Here is a 16048-nt window from a genome sequence, read left to right as displayed (position 1 = left end):
CAATCCGGAGACGAGCGATGACAAACCCACCTGGCCGTGCCGAGAAGCTATCGAGTTCGGCAGGATCCGTCGTGTTCGATGCGGATGTGCTGGTGCTCGGTGGCGGTCCCGCGGGCACATGGGCCGCAATAAGTGCCGCCGAGCGTGGTGCGCGCGTCGTGCTGGCGGACAAGGGGTTTTGCGGCACCTCAGGCGCGACCGCGGCGGCCGGCACCGGTGTCTGGTACGTCGACCCCGCTCCGGAGCGCCGCGAGGCCGCGATGGCCAGCCGTGAGAAACTCGGTGGCCACCTCCAGGACCGTCGCTGGATGGCGCGCGTGCTGGACCGGACCTACGCCCAGAGCAACCAGCTCGCCGATTGGGGCTATCCTTATCCTTCGGATGACGACGGCAAGCCGCAGCGGAATTCACTCCAGGGTCCGGAATACATGCGGCTGATGCGCAAGCGAACGAAGCAAGCCGGCGTCACCATTCTGGATCACTCGCCGGCGCTCGAGCTCTTGGTGGATGAGAACGGCGTGGTGGCCGGCGCCGCAGGCCTGCGACGGCAGAAAGGCGACCGTTGGGTGGTCAATGCGAAGGCTGTGGTGATCGCCACCGGCGGATGCGCCTTCCTTAGCAAGACGTTGGGCTCGAACGTTCTGACCGGCGATGGCTATCTCCTGGCAGCCGAGGCCGGCGCGGAATTCACCAGCATAGAGTTCTCCAACGCCTATGCTATCTCGCCGGCATTCGGCTCAGTGACCAAGACCCTGTTCTACAGCTGGTCGAGCTTCACCGACGAGGAAGGCAGTGTGATCCCAGGGGCGTCATCCAAGGGCGGCCGGTCGATTATTGCTCGGGCGTTGTGCAAGGGCCCGGTGTACGCCCGGCTCGACGAGGCCGACGCCGAGACCCAGCGGCATATGAGGGTATCTCAGCCGAACTTCTTCCTGCCGTTCGACCGGACCGGCCTCGATCCGTTCACGCAGCGTTTTCCGATCACGCTTCGCCTCGAGGGGACCGTCCGCGGCACGGGTGGCCTGCGGATCGTCGACGACAGCTGCGCGACTACCGTTCCCGGCCTCTACGCTGCGGGCGACGCGGCAACCCGCGAGCTGATCTGCGGTGGTTTCACCGGGGGCGGTAGCCACAATGCGGCCTGGGCAATGTCGTCGGGGTATTGGGCCGGTCAGGGCGCCGCCGAATTCGCGCGACAGCTGGGTACCACAAGCGGGCGTCAGGCATTTCGGCGCGGCAGCGTTGCGCTTCGCTCCGGCAGTGGGCGACCGCTTCAGGCTGACAAGCTCGCCCGGAACGTTCAGGACGAGGTGTTTCCGTACGAGCTGAACTATTTCCGCGAAGCCGGGCGGCTCAGCGAGGCGTTATGGCGTCTGGACGGCTTCTGGTCTGAGGCATCGAATGCCGGCGCGTCAGACGAGCAGGATCTGCTTCGCGCACGCGAGGCCACGGCCATGCTCGCAACGGCGCGCTGGATGTATCGGAGCGCGCTGGCGCGTCAGGAGAGCCGGGGTATGCATCGCCGCGACGACTATCCCGAGCAGGACGACCGCTATCGCCACTACGTGACGACCGGAGGGCTCGACGACGTCTGGACCTCGGCGCGCCCGCTGCGTTCCTCTCAGTACGCGGAGGCCGCGGAATGATCGAGGTCATCGATGCCGAGCGCTGCACGGCGTGCGACATCTGCGTCAACGTGTGCCCCACCAATGTCTTCGACAAGACCGACGACATTCCGAGGATCGCGCGCCAGAGCGATTGCCAAACCTGCTTCCTGTGCGAGCTCTACTGCCCCGAGGACGCGCTGTTCGTCTCGCCATTCGCCGACGCGCCGCAACAGGTCGACGTCGCCGCGTTGAAGGAAGCCGCAGTGCTCGGCAGCTATCGGCGTGCAGTAGGCTGGACCAATGAGAGCCGGCACTTGCGCGATGCGGATCGGAGCTACCGGCTGTTCGGCCATTGAAGTTTACGTCGACTTCGGGAGAACGGACATGACTGGAGATCGCCTGTTCCTGTTGAAGCCCGGATTTGAGGATCCCGGGCAGCCGGGCCGCTTCTTCGTCTGCTCGCACTGCAATGCGATTGCGGGGTTGCTGGCGTCGTTTCCAGGGCTGGCAACACAGATTGAGGTGCAGCGCCTGGGGACGCTTTGAAAAGGGAGCGTGAAGTCCGATCGCGGCGCCGATCAGGGAGGAGGACGTTGTCACCAGGCCCAACAGAGCGGCCATGGCGAGGTAGTAGGGCGACGTCATGAAGCTCCCAATACATCGCGATCGTTCGCCGCAACGTGCCTGCTGCAGCATGATGACGTGCGGGATGTAGGAAAGCGAGAGCGCCTGCGGCGTCGCCGCATAGGAAACTCATATAGACGCACTCAGCCGCAGCTCCGCGTTTCAGGCCGCCCGTTTCATCTGGGCAGAATCCTGCCGATAGGCGGACATGACGAAGCCCTGACGGCATCTGACCCCGGCCTCGATTCGGAAGCCGAGCTGTTCGAGCTTCTTGCGGACCTTGAGCGCGAAGCCCGCCTCGTTCGACTTGATCAGCACCGCGATTGCAGCGGTCGTGCCGAGAGATGGTGCGATCTGGGACAGCGCCATCTCGAACTCACTGAACATGTCTTGCACGGTGATGAGGCCGACGGAAAAGGCCGGCTTACGCAAGAAGATGGAGGGCAGTCCAATTCGGGTGAAGCCGCGCTGGCGCAGCGCCTGATAGAGTTCGGCGCTACCACGGCCCGCGACGATCGCGCGATTGAGATTCGACAGATGGGTGAGCGAGATCATGGTCTCGACCACCTGGTCGCGATCGGTGAAGGGAGCGGGGTGGAGCACGAAGATACTCCTTACAGTAGGTGCGCGGGCGCACTGGAACGAGAATTTGCCCTGAATGGCGCGACCAATATCGTTCGCGGCCAGTATGATTTCGAGGGGACAGGCAGGCTTATCTCATAGGAACGGCATAGGATCGGGACGAGGTTGAGGTGCGTTCAACGTTCGTTGCGCATGTAGGCGCTTCGTGCCGTCACCGATCTCAGGTCGGGCTCCGCACTGCTGCCTGCACCAGGATGGTTGATCGTTGCCTCCGACAGGCGATGGATGCCGGCGTCGATCTGGCGATCCAAGGCATGAAGAATGATGTGCCGCGAAGGCGGCCGTCACCAGGATGAGAAGCCAAGAGCGCAAACCCATGAGACTTCCCCATCCCTGGTGGCGTTGCACAGATCGGACAATTGGAGGGCTGGCCTGAACCGGAGCCTCGCTCAAAAAAGGAGCCCCGGACGTGCCGGGGCTCGAGTGGTTGGAGGTTTGCCGAGAGACTTCAGTATTTGGCGACGACAGGGGCATCCCAATGGAATTTGTAGTTGACGCCGACCAGCGCGGTCGAGGCACGCTGCTGGACGTTGATGACTTCACCCGCGCCGCCGCCAGCCAGTGTGAACGCCCGCGCGCTGTCGTCGAGGAACGACATGTAGTTATACTCGGCGAAGACCGACCAGTTCGGCGCGAACATCCATTCGGCGCCGATACCGATGGTCATGCCGGGCTGCATGAAGCTTGCGGACTCGATCAGCGCGCCACCGGGCGCAAAGACCTGGTTGCGTTCCCGAATGAAGGCCGCACCGCCCTTGAGATAGCCGAGGAATTGCGGCGTCCAGAGATAGCCGATGCGGCCGGTCGCGGTGTAGATCTCTTTCAGGTTGTTCGCTTCGGAGAAGGCGGGGAAGTCGGTCAAGGCGTGGCTGCCCTTGATATTGCCGAAATCGAAGCTGCCGCCGACGCCGAACACCAGATTGCCGGTCTGGAAATCGCAACCGACCTGGCCGCCGCCGATCACGCCGCTGTCCTTCTCGCGGCCGTAGTCGTTCGGTGCAGCCACGCCGCCGACGTCGAGCGCGCGGGCCGTATTCAGCCGTGTCCAGCCGCCACCGACATTGGCGCCGAGGTAGCAGCCGGTCCAGTTGTAGAGCGGAGCGGCAGCCATTGGCCGCGCCTTCAATGGCAGATCGGCAGCGACTGCGGCGCTCGCCGCGCCGAGCCCGATCAGCACACTTGCGACAACAAGAGATTTCAATCGTCCGTACATTCGAGCCCCCTGCATGGCCATGAGGCCAATTCATCTTCGGAGATGATGTTAGGGACAGCGCACGGATTCCGCGATGCCGAAAGGGCTGCTTGAGCGTGCAGAGGTCGCTTTTTGCGCGCGCGTTGTACGCTCGCGACATCGCAAAATGCCGAAAAGAATTAAGGAAAAATAGCTTCCGGACTCGCGGAGTGGTTTCGGTAAATTGAGACGCCGGACATGGCCGCGCGATACGTCGAAGGTCGCCTGAGATTGTATCACTGTGTTTGTGCCGATGGTCCGGTGCGCAATCCCGTCAATCCCTGTCGCGCGTTCGCCAGGCGAAGATGATGAAGATTGCGACAACGGCCGCGCCCGCAAGCATCCAGTACTGGGCGTCGATGCCAAAAACGCTAAATGTTTGAATGAGGAAGTCCACGGCACTCGCCCTTTTGTTGGGCAAGCTACGCGGTTCGGGAATGGAAATATATTATTTTTATACGATGGGTGTTCTGCGCGTCGTGCGCAGGCATGCCAGCACTCGCGGGCGGCGCAAGGTATGGGGCAGCCCTGGTCAGAGCGCGGATCGCGAGGCGCGCTCGATGACCAGTCCGTTGAGGAGATCTTCGAGCGCGATGCGTCCGGCCTCGTGCGCGGCCCGGTGCGAGCGAAACCCGGCTTCACGAAGCCTGATGCCCATCGGCCTGCGCTTGCGCCGGATTTCCCAGGACCAATCCTGACATGCATCGCCGGACCAGGACACGACGACGTAAAAGGATCGTCTTGGAGAAGGGCGAAGCATCAACTCACCCGTGCCGCCACCGGCGCGGCGTCCAGACGGTTCTGAAGGCGATAGCCGACACCCGACTCGGTCACCAGGAGACGTGGCTGGTTGGGGTCGGCCTCGATCTTCTGGCGAAGCTTGCGCACGAGGATCCGAAGGTACTGGATGTTGTCGCGCTGATTGCCGTTCCAGATATCCTTCAGGAGCTGATCGTGGGTGACGACGAGGCCGACATGCATGGCGAGAACGTGAAGCAGCCGATATTCCTTGCGCGTCAGGCGAACCAGGTTGTTGTTCAGCGAGACCGTACGGGTCACGAGATCGACCGACAGCGGGCCTGCGACCACGACTGGATTTTCCGTCGCCGACTTGAAGTACCGCCGCAAGGCGGCCTCGCTTCGCGCCAGCAGTTCGGCCATGCCAAACGGCTTGACGACGTAATCGTCGGCGCCGGCCTGGAGCAGACGTACCTTCTCGTCCTCGCCGGCAGCGACGGAAAGGATGATGATCGGCACGTTGGACCACGCACGGATCCGCTCCAGCACCTCCGCGCCGTGAAGATCGGGTAGCGCCAGATCGAGAACGATGAGGTCAGGTGAACTGAAGGTCGCGAGCTTCAATGCCTCGGTGGCGTTTTCGGCCTCGAGCACGGCGAAGCTGGTGAGCTCGAAGCCGGCGCGGAGGAAGCGCCTGATCTTCGGTTCGTCGTCGATCAGGAGAACGATGTTTGCCGGCTTACTCATCTGTCAGCGCGATCGGTTCGGAGGTGGATGGCTCGAGCGCGGGCAGGGAGATCGATACCGTTGTTCCCTGTCCTTGGCCGCGGCTATGAACCGTGATCATGCCCTCATTGGCCTGGATGAAGGTCGAGGCGATCCAGAAGCCGAGGCCCGACCCCGGCACCGACGCCTGATGTCGCGCGCTTCGAAAGGATCGCTGCCCAAGCTTTTGCTGTTCATCGGCGGTGATACCAACGCCCTGATCGGACACGACGACGTGCACGCGATGGGGCTCGCAACGCACGTCCACGGTGATCGTCGAACCGGACGGCGAATATTTCGCGGCGTTCTCCAGGATCTGCCCGCAAGCCTCCTCCACCAGGCCCGAGTCGACGTGGAGCAGCGGAAGATCATCTGTGAAATTCGCCTCTATCCGATGCGCCGAAAGCCGTCGCGCGCGGCGCGTGATGGCGCCGTTGACGATATCCCTCGGGTCCGCCCATTCGCGGCGCGGGCTCAGTCCGCCCGCGGTGACGCGAGTCGCGCTGAGCAGGTTGCTGATATAGCCGTCGAGATGGCTCGCCTCGTCAGAGATCGCCTCGACCAGCGTTCTTATGCGCGCGTCTCCACGTATGGCTGGAATGGTCTCCAGCACGCTCGCCGAACCCTGGATCGCCGCGAGCGGCGTGCAAAGCTCGTGCGACAGTGTTCCATGGAAGGCGTCGCGTAACATTTGCGCCTGCAGGCGCAATCGCGCGCTCTCCATCACCTTGCCGATGTCGAGGCGCTGCAGCGTCAGCGCGGTCTCGTCGAGGATTGATTGGATCCGTCGAGTCCGCCGTTCAATCGCTGGCTGGGAACCCAGACCGATATTGACCGCGATCACGCCGTGAATAGCGGAATCTGACGAGATCGCCCTGAGCAGCCAGATCTCGCCGCGCTGCTCGTCGACGATGGTCTGCAACCCTGGACCCGCTCCGGAATTCATCGCTGCCGCAGTTGCCTGCACTGAAAGTGGTGCGAAGCGCGACTCAGGGGGTTCGAAATGCCCGTCCGCGGTCGTCACGAACAAAGTTGCCGCGTGGCCGAAGGCGCCCTCGAAATGTTGACGGATGGCGGAAATCAAGTCCGCGACCGTAAAGCAGGAGGCGAGGCGACGCGAGAAGTCATAGAGCGCGTGCATCTCCTTCTCGCGCTGTCGCAACGTGTCCGTTTCCTTGCGCAGCCGCGAGGCCAGATTGCTGCTGACCAGCGCAACGATCAGGAACAGCAGGAGATCGACCGCCTCCTGCGGGTTGTCAACGCGAAAGCTGTAAAGAGGTTCGAAGAAGAAGAAATCCGCGGCTGCCGTGCCCGTGATCGATGCCGTCATTGCCGGCCAGACGCCCCATCGAGTCGCAGCATACATGACTGGAACGAGGTAGGCGATCGGGACCAGGCTTGACGCCAAGGTCGTGCTGAGTGCGAACAGCGCGGTGGTGACCAGTCCGATGCTCAGAACCGACAGCAACACCGGGATCACGTTGCGCCACACGACGAGACGCAGCGACGCGACCTCATCCAGGGCCGGTATCCCCGAGGATGGCAATTTGGAATCGGTCTGCCGCACGCTCGTCATCGAAAACATGCGGCCCAGAGGTGGATGAAGAATCAAAGTACGTACTTGCCCTTGCCGACGGCGACATCGAAAGGTCCAGCTCCGGCCGCGTCGGCCGCAACGGGATCAATGGTCAAACAAGACCCGATCGGACAATGTTCGGAAATTCGATTGCTATCGGCATGCGTCGACCAACGGCGCGCACCCGAACCCGTTCAATGTCGTGATGCAGACTCTTCGATGTCGTCAACTACCCGGCGAAGGAACGATGTTCCAGATCGACGTAGAAAATCTATGATGTTGGGAGTGGTCCAACATAAAAAAGAAATAGCCGCAGCCTCCGTAGTTCTACGGAAAAAGTTCGATCCGGACTCCGCGTCAGGCGAAGTCGGGTTCTGATTCCCTCAACGATTGTACCGGGCCTCAGGGCAACGCCGCGATTCGTGGCTGTGAGGCGTCTTATGCCTGCCGGACCAGGCTCGCATATTGCAGGGCGCGCTTCTCGCCGAGAAGCTCCGGCCTAGATGCCCGGTAAAGGCCGGCTTCGTCGGCCGAGCGGGTCTGAGGCAGCGCAAGGGCCGCGACCGCTGCGGCGCTGATCTGCTTGGGCGGATAGAGATAGAAGTCCATCAGCGGCATATGCGGCCCGTGCGCACTCTGTTTCAGGACGTCACGCGCGGTCTCGCCGGCGACCGGATAGATCGCGCTCCATCCGGCGAAGCTGCTCGCCAGAATCTCTAGCGAGAGAATCGTGGTCGCGATCTGCACGAAGCCGTCATTGGCCTTCTTCGAGCTGCGGGTCGTCGAGGCGCGGCGCAGGATTCGGCGAAGCTCAGTGTGCCGTTCGATCAGCGGGCCCAAGCGAAAGTGCCAAAGCATATTGGGCAACGAGGCGAAGCCGTGAACCTCGTGATACGATTCGATCAGGCTGCAACATTGCCGCGTCAGGTTCTTCGGCAGGAAGCCGAGGTCGAACGCGACACCGCCCGCTGTTGTGTTGTCGCTGGCGCGCGCTGCACAAGTCACGGCTTCCATGATCAAACCTCGCGAAGCAAATTTGCCTACGTAGCGAGCTTAGCGAGTCCAGGCATATATCTTCGATCGACAATCTGGCGCACATGCGTAGCAAAATACTAGCTGCGGGAAGCAAGCGGCGCTTGGTTGCGAGTAAGTCGAGCACAGCGCGTCGCGCACTATGACGAAAATGACACAGCTCGAAGCGAACGTTTGCGCTGCATCATCGTTCTAACGGCAAAAGACCACTTTTTCGCTGACGATTTGAGCAAGCGCGGTGAGCATCTGATGCTTACGAATGCAAATGATGCCCGCGAGGCGCCTCGCGCTATTTTATTTTAACGAACGCGCGCCGGAAACCGCATCGCTTTTTTTTGCCCGCCTCACGAAAGATTGCACCTGAAGCTTAACCAAACCGAAAGAGCGCCTGGAAGGCGTCGGTCCAACAGCTTGGGGCAATATGATGAGAAACTATCTTTTGGCGGGCGTATCGCTGGTCGCGATCGGGATTGGCGGCGCCGCCAATGCAGCGGACACGCTTCCGCCCGTGGGGAAGACGTTCTGCGATCCCTACAAGAACTATGCGTGCATGGACTCCTATCTGGGTCAGGACTTCATGACCCGCTTCATCAACTACTATCGGCTCGAATGGGGCCATGAGGCCGCGCCGTCCGATCCGAAGGCGGCGGCGTCGCGCCGCGACGGTTGGCCTGCGACACCGCAGAGCATTCCGCCGATGCCGTTCACCGAATGGCCCTATGGCGGTGCGACCGCAATCGGCGTCACGCGTCCGAACTCGGTCGACAGCCCGCTGATGAACGCGATGAGCAACACGGCCGTCGGGCAGTGGATGAACGACGCGCACATTCAGGTCTATGGCTGGGTCAACGCCGGCGGCAACCTCAGCAACAACACCGTCCGCGGCGGCAATTCGCCGGCGGCATACGACTACAATCCGAACACGGTTCAGCTCGATCAGGCCGTGGTCTATATCGAGCGGCTGCCCGACACAGTCCAGAAGGACCACATCGACTGGGGCTTCCGCATCGCGCCGATCTATGGCGAGAACTATCGCTACACCACGGCTTACGGCTTGTGGAGCAATCAGCTCCTTCAGCAGAACAGGAACTACGGCTATGACATGCCGATGGCCTATGGCGAGGTCTTCATTCCCTATCTGGCCGACGGCCTTCTGCTGAGGTTCGGCCGCTACATCTCGATCCCGGACATCGAGGCGCAGCTCGCGCCGAACAACTACATGTATACGCATTCGATGACGTATACGTTCGACAACTATACGAACACCGGCATCAACGCCTCGCTCGCGCTGAACAAGAACTGGATGATCCAGGGAGGCTTCTCGGTCGGCACCGAAGCAATGCCGTGGCATGTCGGCGCCAAGATCGCCAATCCGAATCCCAATCCGCTGTTCCCGGACAGCACCATGCTGAAAGATCCCGGCGCGCAGCCCACCTTCAGCGCGGCCGTCCGCTACGTCACCGATAGCGGCAATGACGGCGTCTACGTGATCGCCAACGGCATCAACAACGGCACCTGGGGCTACAACAATCTCCAGTGGTACGGGTTGACCTATTATCACAAGTTCAACGATCAGTGGCACATCTCGTTCGAGACCTACAACGAGCACCAGAACAACGTGCTCAACCTCGACAATCCGGCCTCGGTCGCGCTCGTGGCCAGCGGTACACCGTTCTCGCTCGACGTCATGCCCTGGAACGCACCGTTCGGCGCGCATTGCGGCAACGCAACCCAGCTCTCGTGCACGGCGTCGGTCCAGACCTTCCTGACCTACGTGAACTACAGCCCGACGAAGATGGACAACATCTCCTATCGTCTCGAGTGGTTCGACGACAAGCAGGGACAGCGTACCGGCGTGAAGACGCGCTACGTCGAGACCGGGATCGGCTGGCAGCACTGGTTCTCGCCGCAGATCGAGATCCGGCCCGAAGTGTCGGTGTATCACGCGCTGGACGCGCCGGCGTTCAACGGTAACGCCAACTTCGGCATTCCCCCGAACAAGAAGACGGCCGTCATCGGTTCGGCGGACATCATCATCCACTTCTGATTCTGCGGACGGGTGGCGCCGCGAGCGCCACCCGCTTCGGAAGAGACATTCGACAGGGGCTAACAATGAAAAAGAGTCTTCTCACAACGGTTGCATTGGGCGCATTGACGGCGATGTCGCCGGCGCTTGGCGCCGATCTGCCGATCTACGGCAAGGCTCCGCCAGTCGCCGCGCCGGCCTATGACTGGTCCGGCTTCTACGTCGGCGTCTTCGGCGGCTGGGGGCTCGGCAATCACAACGTGAACAACGCCACCGGCCCGGTTGGCTTCGCCAACTTCACGGCGAACTACGAATCGACGGGCGGCTTCGGCGGCGGCGAGATCGGCGCCAACTGGCAGAGCGGCAACATCGTCGTCGGTATCGAAGCAGACGGCTTTGGCGCTGACATCAAGGGCAACGACAATTTCGCGCTCGGCTGGAACGACGCGACAAAGCTGGGCTGGGGTGCCACGCTGCGGGGGCGCGGCGGCATCGCGGTCGACCGCTTGTTGCTGTTCTTCACGGGCGGTTGGGCTTATGGCGAGCTGACGCACACCAACACCAATCCCGGTGTCGGGGTGGACACGTTCAAGGCCACACGGAGCGGCCTGACCGCCGGCGGTGGCATCGCTTATGCGTTCACCAACAATCTGATCGGAAAGTTCGAGTATCGCTATTTCGACTACGGCACGTTCCATCGCGATGCGCCGACCAACGGTGTGCTGCCGTATACGGTGGCGAACACCTATTCGACCGTGATGGTTGGGCTCGACTTCAAGTTCGGCGGCAACGCGGTGGTCGCGAAGTATTGACGCCAGGAGGCAGGGGGACTGCATGATCGCCTCGAGACGAAGACTGAAAGTTGCGGCGATGATCGCTCTCGTTGGGCTTGGCGCTTGCCTTGCCGGATGCGTGAGCGATCTCGGCGCCACTGCAACAGATGCGCCGGGTACTCACCAGATGCGCTACTACGGCGGGCCCAAATATCCGATGTGGCCGAGCCAATGAGATCGATCGGCACGGCGTGCCCTGTGAGCGGACGCGCCGTGCGGATCGTGATCTCCGTTGCCGCGAGTGTGAAGTTGACAGGACGTGCTGTCAGTTCTGTGCAAGCGAACCATGCTACGCGCTGCCGACGCCATGACAGCCTGGGAGCATCACGGCGGATCGCCGACGGCATGTCCGGCAATCACGGTCCGATGCGGTACTACCGCGGGTCGAGATCTCCGATGTGGCGCGGCCGCGTTCAGAATTGAGCCCCGTTTGGGCGAGTAAGCCAAGGCCTCGCAGGAGGCACGGGAGTGCATGAGTCAATGCGCACGTTTGCATCATGAACGCCGGTTCGAGCCTTAGCCGGAAAAGAATCGTTACGCTTGCGGCTGCGGCGATCACGCTTGCCATTGCGTCCGTCGGCGCGACGCGGATGCTCGCGTCGCATGGCAAATCCATGGAGATGTCGAGCCAGGCCAAGGTAAAGCCGCCGCGCTACGTTCCGACCGCATCTGAGCTGGCCACGCTCTCGATTGCGCCGGTGACGGAGCGGGTGTTTCGTGCGGAGCACGTCACCGAGGGCAAGATCGCCGTCAACGAAGACAGCTCCACGCCGATCTTCTCGCCCTATGCGGGCCGTGTCGTGAAACTTCTGGTGAAGCCCAGCGACGTCGTCGAGCGCGGGCAGCCGCTGTTCGTGGTCGAAGCCACCGACACCGTGCAGGGCCTGAACGATTTCGTGACGGCGCTCGGCAGCCTCAATACTGCGCGCTCCAAGCTCAACCTCGCGCAGATCGTCGAGAAGCGCGCCAACGATCTCTACGCCGGCAAAGCGGTGCCTCTCAAGGACTGGCAGCAGGCGCAGGCCGATCTCATCGCAGCGCAGAATGATATGCGCTCGGCGGAGACCGCGCTCGAGGCGGCGCATAATCGGCTGCGTATCCTGGGGCGGTCCGAGGAGCAGATCACCAAATTCCAGGAGACGCGCCAGATCAGCGCCGAGACGCCGATCACTTCGCCAATCGGCGGCACGGTCGTGCAGCGCAAGATCGGTCCCGGCCAGTTCATCAGCAGCAGCGCCAGCGATCCGGTGTTCGTGATCGGGGACCTCTCGACGGTCTGGCTCACGGCCTTCGTGCGCGAGAGCGAGGCTGCGGACATCGCCATCGGACAGGATATCGCCTTTACGGTGCTGGCGCTTCCCGGTCGCGAGTTCAAGGCGCGTGTCGATTACGTCGCCGCCGCGATCGATCCGTCGACGCGGCGTCTCATGGTCCGCGCCACCATCGACAACAGGGACGGATCGCTCAAGCCGGAAATGTTCGCCAACGTTACCGTCTATGCCGGCGAAAATCGTCCCTCGGTCGGCGTGCCGAAGCAGGCTCTAATCTTCGAGGGCGATCGTGTCCGGGTCTGGGTTTCGCGCGACGACGGTTCCGTCGAGCTGCGCGAAATCCAGATCGGGTTGACCAATGGCGACCTCGTTGAGGCGCGCGGCAACCTGAAGGCCGGCGAAAAGATCGTCACACGCGGAAGCCTGTTCATCGACCGTGCCGCTTCCGGCAGCTAACGTAAGGCAAGCCGGTTCACATGGAACGTCTCGTCGCCTTCGCAGTCAGTCGCCGCTTCCTCATGGTCGGCCTGTTCGCCGCCATGCTGGTCGGCGGCCTGATCGCGTTTCAGCAGCTCAACATCGAGGCGTATCCCGATCCGACGCCGCCGATGGTCGACATCGTGACGCAAAGTCCGGGGCTGTCGGCCGAGGAGATCGAGCGCTACATCACGATCCCGCTGGAGACTCAGGTCGCCGGCATCAAGAACATGAAGGTGATCCGGACCATCTCGTTGTACGGCTTGTCCGACGTCAAGCTGCAGTTCTCCTTCGACTACACCTACGAGCAGGCGCTCCAACAGGTTCTGAACCGCCTCTCGCAATTGCCGCCGCTGCCGAACAATGCGCAGCCGCAGATCTCGCCGCTGAGTCCGATCGGCGAGATTTATCGCTACCGGCTGGTGGGGCCGCCCAACTACTCCGTGCTCGATCTGAAGACGTTGCAGGATTGGGTCCTGCAACGGCGCTTCCGCACCGTCCCGGGCGTGATCGATGTAACTGGCTGGGGTGGCAAGACCAAAACCTACGAGGTTGAGGCTGATTTCAACAAGCTCGTGGCGAACGGCTTGACGCTCCCGCAACTTCAACAGGCCATCAACAACGCCAACGTCAACGTTGGCGGCAACACCGTCAATATCGGCCCGCAATCCGCCGTTGTTCGCGGTGTCGGCCTGATCCGTTCGATCCACGCGCTCGAAAATACGATGGTGGCCTCCAATAGCGGCACGCCGGTGCTGGTCCGCGACGTCGCAACCGTCACCGTCGGCGAGCAACCGCGGCTCGGCATCGCCGGCCAGGATCAGGACGACGACATCGTCCAGGGCATCGTCCTGATGCGCCGCGGAGAGCAGAGCTCGCCGACCATTTCGCGCGTCGAAGAGCTCGTCGCCAGCATCAACAATTCGTCGATCCTGCCCCCTGGCGTGCGCATCGAGCGCATCTATGACCGCAAGGACCTGATCCAGACCACGACCCACACTGTGCTGGAGAACATGGTGGTCGGAATCGGCCTGATCGTGCTGTTGCAGTGGATCTTCCTCGGGGACCTGCGCAGTGCGATGATCGTCGGTGCAACGATTCCGTTTGCATTGTTTTTCGCGGTCACGATCCTCGTGCTGCGAGGCGAATCCGCCAATCTGCTATCGGTCGGGGCGATCGATTTCGGGCTGATCGTGGATGCGACCGTGATCATGGTGGAGGCGATCTTCCGGCGCCTGTCGCATACTGCGCGGCTGACGCCGGGTGAGCGGGCGACGATCTCGTCGCGCACTGTCATGGACATGAAGCATCATGCCATCCTGACGGCTGGCTCCGACGTGTCGCGCTCGATCTTCTTTGCCGCAGCCATCATCATCGCGGCCTTTCTGCCGCTGTTCACCTTGAGCGGCGTCGAAGGCAATATTTTTGGTCCGATGGCACGGACCTATGCTTATGCCCTTGCAGGCGGCCTGCTTGCGACCTTCACGGTTACGCCGGCGCTGAGCGCCATCATCCTTCCGGCCCATGTCGAGGAGACCGAGACTTTTCTGATGCGCTGGGTGCATCGGCTCTATATGCCGGTGCTGGCGCGATCTCTCGCGCATCGCCGCGTCGTGCTGGCGGGCGGCGCCGTCCTGGTCCTGATCACGGTCGTCGCCGTGCGATTGCTCGGGCTCGAGTTTCTGCCCAAGCTGGAGGAGGGTAATCTTTGGATCCGCGCAACCTTGCCGCCGACCATCTCGCTCCAGGAGGGTAACTCCTACGTCAACCAGATGCGCAAGGTGATCGCTGCCCGGCCAGAGGTCGAGTCGGTGGTATCGCAACATGGCCGGCCGGACGACGGTACCGACGCCGCCGGCTTCTTCAACGCAGAATTCTTTGCGCCGCTCAAGCCCGCCAAGGAATGGCCTGAGGGCGAGGACAAGGACGGGCTGACTGCCACGCTGCTGGGGCAGCTTCAGGAAAAGTTTCCGGGCGTCGAGTTCAACTTCTCGCAGTATCTCCAGGACAACGTCTCGGAGGCCGTGTCGGGCGTGAAGGGCGAAAACTCGATCAAGCTTTATGGCAGTGACCTCCAGGCGTTGACGGACACCGCAAACAAGATCAAGGCGCAGCTCGCGACCGTTCAGGGGATCACCGACCTTGCGGTCTTCACCTCGCTCGGCCAACCGGCCATCCAGATCGATGTCGACCGTGCCCGCGCCGCGCGGTACGGGCTGTCGCCGGGCGATATCAATGCGACGATCAAGACCGCGATCGGTGGCGACAGCGCCGGGGACCTCTACGAGCCGGGCTCTGACCGGCATTTCCCGATCATCGTCCGCCTTGCGCCACAGTTCCGAAAGAGCGCCGAGGCAATCCAGAATTTGCGAATTGGGGCGCAGGGGCCGAACGGCGTCACGCAGGTGCCGCTCAGCGAAGTCGCGACAGTCAAGGTCCTGTCCGGCGCCGCCTATATCTATCGTGAGCAGCAGGAACGCTATCTGCCGATCAAATTCTCGGTGCGCGAGCGCGATCTCGGCAGCGCCATCCAGGAGGCGCAGGAGAAGGTTGCGGCCAACGTGCAATTGCCGGCGGGCTCGCATCTCGAATGGGTCGGCGAATTCGGCAATTTACAGGATGCGATCCGACGGCTGTCGATCGTGGTGCCGATCAGCCTCGCGCTGATCGCCATGCTGATCTGGTTCAATTTCGGCTCGATCATCGACACCGTCCTGACCATGAGTGTGATCCCGATGGCCGTGCTCGGCGGCATCCTGGGCCTGCTCGTGACCGGCATTCCCTTCAGCGTCTCGGCGGCAATCGGCTTCATTGCACTGTTCGGCATCTCGGTGATGGACGGAATCATCATCCTGTCCCAGTACAACGCGCTGATCGACGAGGGTATGGAACGCGGTGCCGCCATCCTGCGCACCGGCGAGCTTCAGCTTCGTCCGGTGCTGATGACCTGCGTGGTCGCGGGCATTGGGCTCCTGCCCGCGGCGCTCTCCAGCGGCATCGGCTCGCAGGTGCAGAAGCCGCTCGCGGTCGTGGTCGTCGCGGGAATGATGCTGGCGCCGATCGTCATTCTGGTCACGCTGCCAGCGCTGATCTCGATGTTCTCGCGGCGGACCCGGCCGGGCCTGGCGGCGCAGCCTCGGTTGGCGTCGGCAGAATGAGGTGGGGCGTGCGTAACAAGATCGTCAGGGGGGCTGTGCGAGCGTCCGGCCGGACACTGGTACTTTTC

The 16048-nt window shown here is 62.3% G+C and carries 13 protein-coding genes and 1 pseudogene; 7 read left to right on the top strand and 7 right to left on the bottom strand.

The genetic code is table 11. The features are described from left to right. Positions 1-17 precede the first annotated feature (17 nt). The 3 genes and pseudogenes from AB7531_RS28830 to AB7531_RS28820 all read left to right on the top strand — a co-directional run. Positions 18-1646: an FAD-dependent oxidoreductase gene (locus AB7531_RS28830; RefSeq protein WP_063984160.1), complete on the top strand. Its 1629-nt coding sequence runs from the start codon at positions 18-20 to the stop codon at positions 1644-1646. Beyond that, complete coding sequence (locus AB7531_RS28825; RefSeq protein ID WP_063984159.1) at positions 1643-1963, top strand: 4Fe-4S dicluster domain-containing protein; 321 nt, start codon at positions 1643-1645, stop codon at positions 1961-1963. The genes AB7531_RS28830 and AB7531_RS28825 overlap by 4 nt, the downstream gene beginning before the upstream one ends. A 28-nt stretch (positions 1964-1991) precedes the next feature. Then, positions 1992-2141 (top strand): annotated as a pseudogene (locus AB7531_RS28820) (DUF3088 family protein); the annotation flags it as partial. A gap of 252 nt (positions 2142-2393) precedes the next feature. On the opposite strand, the gene AB7531_RS28815 reads toward AB7531_RS28820, so the two are convergent. The 7 genes from AB7531_RS28815 to AB7531_RS28785 all read right to left on the bottom strand — a co-directional run bounded on the left by AB7531_RS28815 (position 2394) and on the right by AB7531_RS28785 (position 8197). After that, the gene (locus AB7531_RS28815) at positions 2394-2834 is read right to left on the bottom strand and encodes a hypothetical protein (RefSeq protein WP_081369286.1); all 441 of its coding nucleotides are present in this window, start codon (positions 2832-2834) and stop codon (positions 2394-2396) included. Between the two features lie 487 nt (positions 2835-3321). Then, positions 3322-4086, bottom strand: coding sequence for an outer membrane protein (locus AB7531_RS28810; protein WP_187387754.1), 765 nt, complete (start codon positions 4084-4086; stop codon positions 3322-3324). A gap of 292 nt (positions 4087-4378) precedes the next feature. Further along, positions 4379-4501 carry a hypothetical protein gene (locus AB7531_RS28805; protein WP_256376419.1) on the bottom strand — a complete coding sequence of 41 codons (123 nt, stop codon included), beginning with the start codon at positions 4499-4501 and terminating at the stop codon, positions 4379-4381. A gap of 135 nt (positions 4502-4636) precedes the next feature. Beyond that, positions 4637-4864 (bottom strand): hypothetical protein, encoded by a 228-nt coding sequence (locus tag AB7531_RS28800; RefSeq protein ID WP_187387753.1) that lies wholly within the window; start codon positions 4862-4864, stop codon positions 4637-4639. Beyond that, positions 4864-5589 (bottom strand): response regulator, encoded by a 726-nt coding sequence (locus AB7531_RS28795; protein WP_063984157.1) that lies wholly within the window; start codon positions 5587-5589, stop codon positions 4864-4866. The genes AB7531_RS28800 and AB7531_RS28795 overlap by 1 nt, the downstream gene beginning before the upstream one ends. Continuing rightward, positions 5582-7183, bottom strand: a complete 1602-nt coding sequence (locus AB7531_RS28790; protein ID WP_441280197.1) for a DUF4118 domain-containing protein — start codon at positions 7181-7183, stop codon at positions 5582-5584. Before AB7531_RS28790 ends, AB7531_RS28795 begins: the two co-directional genes overlap by 8 nt. A 438-nt stretch (positions 7184-7621) precedes the next feature. Next, a complete protein-coding gene (locus tag AB7531_RS28785) occupies positions 7622-8197 on the bottom strand; it encodes a hypothetical protein (protein ID WP_063984154.1) in 576 nt (191 codons plus the stop codon). Positions 8198-8639: 442 nt separating this feature from the next. On the opposite strand from AB7531_RS28785, the gene AB7531_RS28780 reads away from it, so the two are divergent. The 4 genes from AB7531_RS28780 to AB7531_RS28765 all read left to right on the top strand — a co-directional run bounded on the left by AB7531_RS28780 (position 8640) and on the right by AB7531_RS28765 (position 15980). Next, a complete protein-coding gene (locus AB7531_RS28780; RefSeq protein WP_084795383.1) occupies positions 8640-10262 on the top strand; it encodes an outer membrane beta-barrel protein in 1623 nt (540 codons plus the stop codon). 65 nt (positions 10263-10327) lie between these two features. Continuing rightward, positions 10328-11053: an outer membrane protein gene (locus tag AB7531_RS28775; RefSeq protein ID WP_084795206.1), complete on the top strand. Its 726-nt coding sequence runs from the start codon at positions 10328-10330 to the stop codon at positions 11051-11053. 518 nt (positions 11054-11571) lie between these two features. Beyond that, complete coding sequence (locus AB7531_RS28770; RefSeq protein ID WP_063984151.1) at positions 11572-12801, top strand: efflux RND transporter periplasmic adaptor subunit; 1230 nt, start codon at positions 11572-11574, stop codon at positions 12799-12801. 20 nt (positions 12802-12821) lie between these two features. Further along, complete coding sequence (locus AB7531_RS28765) at positions 12822-15980, top strand: efflux RND transporter permease subunit (RefSeq protein ID WP_063984150.1); 3159 nt, start codon at positions 12822-12824, stop codon at positions 15978-15980. The last annotated feature ends 68 nt before the right edge of the window (positions 15981-16048 follow it).

Origin of the sequence: Bradyrhizobium sp. 63_E2_N1_3 (genome assembly GCF_052076005.1) — a bacterium.
In the GTDB taxonomy this organism is placed as follows: Bacteria; Pseudomonadota; Alphaproteobacteria; order Rhizobiales; family Xanthobacteraceae; genus Bradyrhizobium; species Bradyrhizobium barranii.
This window is presented reverse-complemented; position numbering and strand designations above follow the sequence as displayed.

What these genes read in the sequence shown, in the direction of transcription:
- AB7531_RS28775 (WP_084795206.1), top strand. Translation starts at nt 10,328, where the DNA reads ATGAAAAAGAGTCTTCTCACAACGGTTGCATTGGGCGCATTGACGGCG.
- AB7531_RS28810 (WP_187387754.1), bottom strand. Translation starts at nt 4,086, where the DNA reads ATGTACGGACGATTGAAATCTCTTGTTGTCGCAAGTGTGCTGATCGGG.
- AB7531_RS28825 (WP_063984159.1), top strand. Translation starts at nt 1,643, where the DNA reads ATGATCGAGGTCATCGATGCCGAGCGCTGCACGGCGTGCGACATCTGC.
- AB7531_RS28785 (WP_063984154.1), bottom strand. Translation starts at nt 8,197, where the DNA reads ATGGAAGCCGTGACTTGTGCAGCGCGCGCCAGCGACAACACAACAGCG.
- AB7531_RS28770 (WP_063984151.1), top strand. Translation starts at nt 11,572, where the DNA reads ATGAACGCCGGTTCGAGCCTTAGCCGGAAAAGAATCGTTACGCTTGCG.
- AB7531_RS28795 (WP_063984157.1), bottom strand. Translation starts at nt 5,589, where the DNA reads ATGAGTAAGCCGGCAAACATCGTTCTCCTGATCGACGACGAACCGAAG.
- AB7531_RS28800 (WP_187387753.1), bottom strand. Translation starts at nt 4,864, where the DNA reads ATGCTTCGCCCTTCTCCAAGACGATCCTTTTACGTCGTCGTGTCCTGG.
- AB7531_RS28765 (WP_063984150.1), top strand. Translation starts at nt 12,822, where the DNA reads ATGGAACGTCTCGTCGCCTTCGCAGTCAGTCGCCGCTTCCTCATGGTC.
- AB7531_RS28790 (WP_441280197.1), bottom strand. Translation starts at nt 7,183, where the DNA reads ATGACGAGCGTGCGGCAGACCGATTCCAAATTGCCATCCTCGGGGATA.
- AB7531_RS28830 (WP_063984160.1), top strand. Translation starts at nt 18, where the DNA reads ATGACAAACCCACCTGGCCGTGCCGAGAAGCTATCGAGTTCGGCAGGA.
- AB7531_RS28780 (WP_084795383.1), top strand. Translation starts at nt 8,640, where the DNA reads ATGAGAAACTATCTTTTGGCGGGCGTATCGCTGGTCGCGATCGGGATT.